The sequence below is a fragment of the bacterium genome (genome assembly GCA_036524115.1).
Lineage (GTDB): Bacteria > JAUVQV01 > JAUVQV01 > JAUVQV01 > DATDCY01 > DATDCY01.
In genome coordinates, this window is record DATDCY010000357.1 from 1 (window position 1) to 6,400 (window position 6,400).

Genomic DNA, 6,400 nt, shown 5'->3' on the forward strand with positions numbered 1-6,400 from the left:
CGACCTGCGGATAGCGGGCCGCCAGCTCGCCGCCGAAGCGGTTGACCATGCAGCCGGCGACGACGACGGTGCGCCCCGCGCGACGGCCCTTCCAGCGGACGGCATCGGCGATCGCCTCGTGCGACTCCTCGACGGCGGGGCCGATGAAGGCGCAGGTGTTCACGAGCAGCAGGTCGGCGCGTTCCAGGTCGGGGACGAGCCCCCAGCCCCCGGCACCGAGGCCGCCGACGAGGTACTCGGTGTCGACGAGGTTCTTCGAGCAGCCGAGGCTGACGACGCCTGCGAGCGGGATGCGGCGGGTTCGTGCCATGCGCGGGAGTATAGCCGAGGGACGCCCGGGTGCGGTTGCCCGGGGCCCCGGGGGCGGGTGCACGTCGATTGAATCGAGTGCTAGAGTGGCGATCAGTCGCAGGCTGCGGGACGCAGCCCGGAGGAGGAACGGATGAAGCGGAGGATGTACGCGACAGTTCGGCGTTACGAGGGAGTGAAGGATCCCGCGGCGGCGGCGCGCCAGGTGGACGAGACGTTCGTCCCGTTGATCTCGGCGCTGCCGGGCTTCATCGAGTACTACTGGATCGACCTGGGCGAAGGGGCCATGATCTCGGTGTCGATCTTCAAGACGCTGTCGGACGCCATCCACGCGAACAACCAGTCGCGCGTCTGGGTCAAGGAGCACCTGGCGTCGGTCCTCTCGCCGGCGGCGCGCATCGAGGCCGGCACCATCGTCGCCCACAAGGCGCACGCCTAGCGCGCGGCCGCCATCGCCCGGGGCTCCGGACTACAGCCGCGCCACGCGCGCCTCGTCCGGGTGCACAGGCGTGCAGTACGGGCCCTCGCCGGCGCAGCCGCGACACTCGGACTGCAGCGTGGTGTGCGTGATGGCGAAGCGCTCGTGCAGCAGCCCGTTCACCTCGTCGAGGACGGCGTGCGCGTCGCGCCCGGCGGCGCTGTCGACGGTCAGGTGGGCCGACAGTGCGCGGATGTGCGAGCAGAGGCTCCAGATGTGCACCCGGTGGAAGTCGGCGACGCCCGGCACGCCGCGCACCGCCGCGACGACGCCCTCGACGGAAATGCCCGCGGGGACGCCCTCCATGAGGATGTGCAGCGACTCGCGCACCAGGCCGAACGCGCCCCAGAGCAGGAGCAAGCCGATCGCGAAGCCGAGGATCGGGTCGACGAGCGTCCAGCCGGTCGCCCAGATCACCGCGCCGCCCGCGACCACGGCGACGGAGGCCAGCAGGTCGCCGAGCACGTGCAGGTAGGCCCCGCGCACGTTCAGGTCGTCGTGGTGGTGGCCGTGCAGGAGCCGCGCGACCACGGCGTTCGCGGCGAGCCCGACGAAGGCGACGCCCATCATCCCCTCGACGCGGATCGGGCGCGGGTGGTGCAGCCGCTCCCACGCCTCGTAGAAGATCCACGCGGCGATCAACCCGACCGTCAGGCCGTTGACGAGCGCCGCCAGGATCTCGCCGCGGTGCAGACCGTACGAGTGGCGGTCGTCGGCCGGGCGCGCCGCGAGGACGAGCGCGGCGTACGACAGCCCGAGGGCGGTCGCGTCGAAGAGCACGTGCAGCGAGTCCGAGAGCAGCGCCAGCGACGCCGACCAGATGCCGCCCGCCAGCTCGGCGGCGAAGACGCCGAGCGTGAGCGGGATGGCCAGGCGCAGCCGCCGTGCCGAGGAGTTCGTGCCGCCGCCGCTCCCATTCCGGTGGTCGTGCCCGTCGCCCTGCCCGCAGGTGCCATGCCCGTGCCGATGGTGCTGCGACATGGCGATACCGTGCCCTGCCTCCGCGGGGGTGTCAACCCAGGGGCGCCGCGGGCCGCGCGGCCTTATAATCTCCAGTATGGAGCGGAGAGACTTCCTCAAGGCCGCGGCCCTCGCCGCAGGGGGCGTCGGGCTGGCGGCGTGCGACTCCGATCTGCTCGACGTCTTCAACAAGGGGGAGGAGCAGCTCTGGGGGATGAACGTGCACCCGGTCGGCGGCGCGCTCTTCGACGCGCAGGTGGAGACCCTGCGGCTCCTCGGCGTGCGGCAGGTCCGCATCACCCTCGGTTTGGAGACCGACCTCGCCGGCCCCTACCTGCGAGCCTTCCCCGCCGAGTACGTCGGGTTGCTCGATCGGTTCGGCCGGGGGGTCCCCGACGCGGCGGCCTGGCCCGGCCTGGTGCGCCGCGCCGTCCAGCGGGCGCCCGGCCTGTTCTGCTACGAGGTGCTCAACGAGCCCATGGCGCTGTCGCCGCGCGTCTACGTCGAGCAGTACCTGCGGCCGGCCTACGATGTCATCAAGGGGATCAACCCCGCGTACCGGGTCGCCGCGGCGGCGCCGACGGGCACCTCGGACGGCAGGCTCTACTTCTACCAGATGTCGTCGGCCGGGGCGGACCGCTGGTGCGACTACCGCGCCGCGCACCTGTACCTCGACAACCCGGAGGTCTACCTCAAGGGGACCGACCGCCCGTTCCTGATCACCGAGACGGGCGTCGAGGACCCGGCGCGCCACGTGAACTGGTGGGCGAAGACGATGACGCACATCTCCGGCGTCCTCGAGACCGACCGGCTCTACTTCTACGCGCTGGCCACGACGCCCGACACCGGCTGGGCGATCATCTCCAGCCGCTCGAGGGCGGGCCGGGCCGTAGTGCTCAGCCCGCTCTACGACTACATCAGGGCCAAGTACGGCCCGAGATAGCGGCGCCCGCCGCTAACGGAAGAACGCGACCTTAGCTGCGCCTGTCAGGGGGGTCGAGGTTTCCCCGTCCAGCCAGGCGCGGTACTCGGCGAAGCTCGCGGCGAACTGCTCCGGCAGCCGCTCCGCGCGCGGGAAGGCCTCGGTCACGGGGTTCACCCACGTGCCGGCGCGGCGCACCCGGTAGTCCAGGTGCGGGCCGGTCGCCAGGCCGGTGGAGCCGACGTAGCCGATGACCTCCTTCTGCCGCACGTGGTCGCCGACCTTGAGGCCCGCCGCGAAGCGCGAGAGGTGCAGGTAGCTGGTCTCGTAGCTGCCGCCGTGGCGCAGGGTGATCCGGTTGCCGCTCTCCACGTCGCGCCCCTTCTGGGTCACCACGCCGTCGGCCGGCGCCCAGACCGGGGTCCCCTCCGGCGCGGCGAAGTCGACGCCGAGGTGGGGCCGGACGCGCTTGAGCAACGGGTGCAGGCGCGCGCCGGAGAAGCCGCTGCTGATGCGGGTGTAGGAGATCGGCGAGCGCAGGAACGCGGCGCGCACCGAGCGCCCCTCGGCGGTGAAGTAGTCGCCGCGCGCATCCGGCCAGGGAAAGAAGTAGGCCGCGTGGCGATCGTCGTGCTGGCGGTACTCGGCGGCGAGGATGCGGCCGTACTGCACGAAGCGCCGGTCCCGGTAGACCTTCTCGACGACGACGCGGAAGGAATCGCCCGGCTGCAGCTCGTGGGCGAAGTCGATGTCCCAGGCGAAGAGCTCGGCGAAGGCCTGCGTCAGCGCGTCGTTTTCGCCGGCGCGGTCCATCGCCTCGAAGAGCGAGGTGCGAATCGACCCGCGGACCTCCGCGACCCGTGTCTCGGCCGGCAGCGCCTCCAGTTCCGTGGTCCAGCCGCCGGGCGTCGAGCGCAGCACGAGCGCCTCCAGCGGGCTCTTCTCATAGGTCAGGCTCACGAGGTCGCCCCCGGGGTCGAGCACCGCAGTGAAGCGGTCGCCGGCGCGCAGGCGGCGGAAGTCCAGCGCCGGCGCGAGTCGCTGCGTGATGTGTGGGATGAGCTGCGGGTCGAGGCCTGCGAGGGCGAGGTTCTCGGTGAAGCCGACGCCCGCCCGGATCACCCCGCGGACCGTGCGCAGGTCGGCGCGCGTCGCGTCTCGTGGCGTGCCCGCCGCGGGCGCCTCCGCCGCCGGCCGGGCCGCGCCGGGAATGCCGGCGGGCAGCTCCGGCAGATTGTCCCGCGCGGCCGCGAGCAGAACGACGCAGACCGTGGAGAGGGCCACGTTCCCGCCCCAGCGGAGGAGGCGGCGGCCGAGGCCCTCACCGGGCCGGCGGATCGGCAGCAGCGACATGGCCCGGAATCATACGGAAGCCCCGTTTGGGCTGTCAATGTGAGGGACGTCACAATGCTCCGCGCGTGTGCATGGGGCCAGCAGAGCAGCCAAATGACAGCCTGCTCTCTTGGTCCGCGCCGTGCGCGCGGACGTGGGCCTCACATGAGGCTCAGGGGGCCGACGTCGATCAGTAGGTGCACGCCGGCGCGGCGCGCCTGGTCCTGCAGGCGCGCCTGGAGCGCGCGCAGGGGGCCGGTCGCGGCCTCCAGCGGACGCGTCTTGACGAGGATCTGCGAGCGCCAGCGGTTGCGCAGCTTCTCGAGCGGCGCCGGGACCGGGCCGAGGACGTGGCAGGAGCCGCTCCCGATGGCCGGGCCCAGCGCCTCGCGCACCGCGGCGGCGATTGCATCGGCGGCCGACGCCAGCCGCCCTGGCTCCGGCCCGTCGATCCGCAGCGCCACCAGTTCGAAGAAGGGCGGGTAGTCCAGCTCCCGGCGGAACGCGGTCTCCTGGGCATAGAAGGACTCGTAGTCATGGCACCGCGCGGCGGCGAGCGCGTAGTGCCCGGGCTGGCGGGTCTGCACGAGCACGAGCCCCGGGCGGTCGCCGCGGCCGGCGCGGCCGGCCACCTGCGCGACGAGGGAGAACGCGCGCTCGGCGGCGCGGAAGTCGGGGAGGTTCAGCAGCAGGTCGGTGGAGACGACGCCGACGAGCGTCAGCCGCGGGAAGTGCAGTCCCTTGGCGACGAGCTGCGTCCCGACGAGGATGTCCGCGCGCCCGCTCTCGAAGTCGGCTATGAGGCGGGCGCCCGCGCCCTTGTGCGCGGCGGTGTCGCTGTCCAGGCGCAGCACCGCGCGCCCCGGGAACGCTGCGCGGATCTCCTCCTCCAGGCGTTGGGTCCCCGAGCCGGCCAGCCGCAGCGCCGGCTCTCCGCACGACGGGCAGGTGTCGGGCGCCGGGACACGGTACCCGCAGTAGTGGCAGCGGTGGACGCGCTCCGGCGCGTGGAAGACCAGCGAGACGCGGCAGTTCGGGCACGTCATGCCCGCGCCGCAGGCCCGGCACTGGGTGTGGGGCGCGAAGCCACGGCGGTTGAGGAAGAAGAGGACCTGGTCGCCCCGCGCCAGCGCGTCTGCCGCGGCGTCCAGCAGCGGCGGCGCCAGCAGCGGCGGTGCCCCGCGGCGCGCGCCCGGGGCCGGCCGCGGCGCCTCGTGCTCGCGCAGGTCCACGATCTCGACCGCGGGCAACGGCAGGCCGGTGTAGCGCTCGGGCAGGCACAGCAGTTCGTAAGCGCCGGTGTCCGCGAGCTGGCGGCTCTCGAGGCTCGGCGTCGCCGACCCCAGGATCACGGCGGCGCCGCATCGCGCGGCGCGCTCCACCGCCGCGTCGCGGGCGTGGTAGCAGGGCGTGTCCTCCTGCTTGAAGGAGGAGTCCTGCTCCTCGTCGACCACGACGAGGCCGAGCCGCGGCAGCGGCGCGAACAGCACCGAGCGCGTGCCGACCACGGCGCGCACCTCCGCGCCGCGCAGCGCCCGCCAGAGGTCGTATTTCTCGCCGTCGGAGAGCTGGTGGTGCCAGACCGCCAGGGGGAAGGGCAGCCGCTCGCGCAGGTGGCGGATGAGCTGGACGGTGAGGGAGACCTCGGGGACGAGCAGCAGCGCCTGGCGGTCGGCGGGGAGAGCGCGGATAGCCCGCAGGTAGATCTCGGTCTTGCCGCTGCCCGTGACGCCGTGCAGCAGCAGCGGGCGGCCGCCGCCGCCGAGCGCCGGCAGCACGCGGGCGAACACCTCCGCCTGGCCGGTGGTCAGCGGCGCCGGTTCCGTGGGCTCCGCGGGCGGTGCCAGGATCCCGCGCCAATTCGATGTTGTTCACGACCACGACGTCGGGCAGGTATTTCAGGAACTTCGCGGTCTTGTCGAAGAAGGCGCTGTCGTATTCGTCCCCCTCGATCACGAAGTCGCGCCCGCCGCCGATCCGGTAGCTGCTCTCGAAGTTCTCGGCGATCCCGCCGATGAACACATTCGGATCCGCGCCGCCGTGCGCCAGCAGCCACCCGGCCAGCGAGGTCGTCGTGGTCTTTCCGTGCGTGCCGGTGATGACGATGGAGCGCGCGGCCCAGAGAAAATGATCGCGCACGGCTTCGGGCAGCGAGCAGTACCGGATCTTCCGGTCGAGGACTTCTTCGAGCTCCACGTTGCCGCGCGAGATCGCATTGCCGATGACGACGAGGTCGAGGTCGCCCGTAATGTTCGCGGCGTTGTATCCCTGGAACGTGGTGATGCCCTGCTCGACGAGAAAGTCGCTCATGGGCGGATAGACGTTCTGATCCGACCCGCGCACGTCGTAGCCCTTGCTCTTCAACAGCGCGGCCAGCGTGGCCATCGCGGTGCCACAGA

The 6,400-nt window shown here is 72.4% G+C and carries 7 protein-coding genes; 3 read left to right on the forward strand and 4 right to left on the reverse strand.

Features of this window, described 5'->3' with window-relative positions:
• On the reverse strand, positions 1 to 310 hold a 310-nt coding region (locus VI078_17490; protein ID HEY6001081.1), incomplete at its 3' end, for a 30S ribosomal protein S12 methylthiotransferase RimO.
• A gap of 132 nt (positions 311 to 442) precedes the next feature.
• On the opposite strand from VI078_17490, the gene VI078_17495 reads away from it, so the two are divergent.
• Complete coding sequence (locus VI078_17495; protein ID HEY6001082.1) at positions 443 to 748, forward strand: hypothetical protein; 306 nt, start codon at positions 443 to 445, stop codon at positions 746 to 748.
• A 30-nt stretch (positions 749 to 778) separates the two neighbouring features.
• Here the strand turns inward: VI078_17495 and VI078_17500 are convergent, their stop codons facing one another.
• Positions 779 to 1,768: a cation diffusion facilitator family transporter gene (locus VI078_17500; GenBank protein HEY6001083.1), complete on the reverse strand. Its 990-nt coding sequence runs from the start codon at positions 1,766 to 1,768 to the stop codon at positions 779 to 781.
• Between the two features lie 76 nt (positions 1,769 to 1,844).
• Here VI078_17500 and VI078_17505 point away from each other — a divergent pair, with 76 nt between their 5' ends.
• Positions 1,845 to 2,690 (forward strand): twin-arginine translocation signal domain-containing protein, encoded by an 846-nt coding sequence (locus VI078_17505; protein ID HEY6001084.1) that lies wholly within the window; start codon positions 1,845 to 1,847, stop codon positions 2,688 to 2,690.
• 12 nt (positions 2,691 to 2,702) lie between these two features.
• On the opposite strand, the gene VI078_17510 is transcribed toward VI078_17505, so the two are convergent.
• Positions 2,703 to 4,022, reverse strand: a complete 1,320-nt coding sequence (locus tag VI078_17510; GenBank protein HEY6001085.1) for a peptidoglycan DD-metalloendopeptidase family protein — start codon at positions 4,020 to 4,022, stop codon at positions 2,703 to 2,705.
• 140 nt (positions 4,023 to 4,162) lie between these two features.
• Entirely contained in the window at positions 4,163 to 5,851 is a 1,689-nt protein-coding gene (gene priA / locus VI078_17515) for a primosomal protein N' (GenBank protein HEY6001086.1), read from the reverse strand.
• Here priA and VI078_17520 point away from each other — a divergent pair.
• The coding region (locus VI078_17520; protein ID HEY6001087.1) for a hypothetical protein at positions 5,826 to 6,400 on the forward strand (575 nt) is incomplete at its 3' end. The genes priA and VI078_17520 overlap by 26 nt on opposite strands.

Excerpts from the sequence above, each read along its gene's own strand:
- VI078_17495 (HEY6001082.1), top strand. The coding sequence starts at position 443 with ATGAAGCGGAGGATGTACGCGACAGTTCGGCGTTACGAGGGAGTGAAG.
- VI078_17500 (HEY6001083.1), bottom strand. The coding sequence starts at position 1,768 with ATGTCGCAGCACCATCGGCACGGGCATGGCACCTGCGGGCAGGGCGAC.
- VI078_17505 (HEY6001084.1), top strand. The coding sequence starts at position 1,845 with ATGGAGCGGAGAGACTTCCTCAAGGCCGCGGCCCTCGCCGCAGGGGGC.
- VI078_17510 (HEY6001085.1), bottom strand. The coding sequence starts at position 4,022 with ATGTCGCTGCTGCCGATCCGCCGGCCCGGTGAGGGCCTCGGCCGCCGC.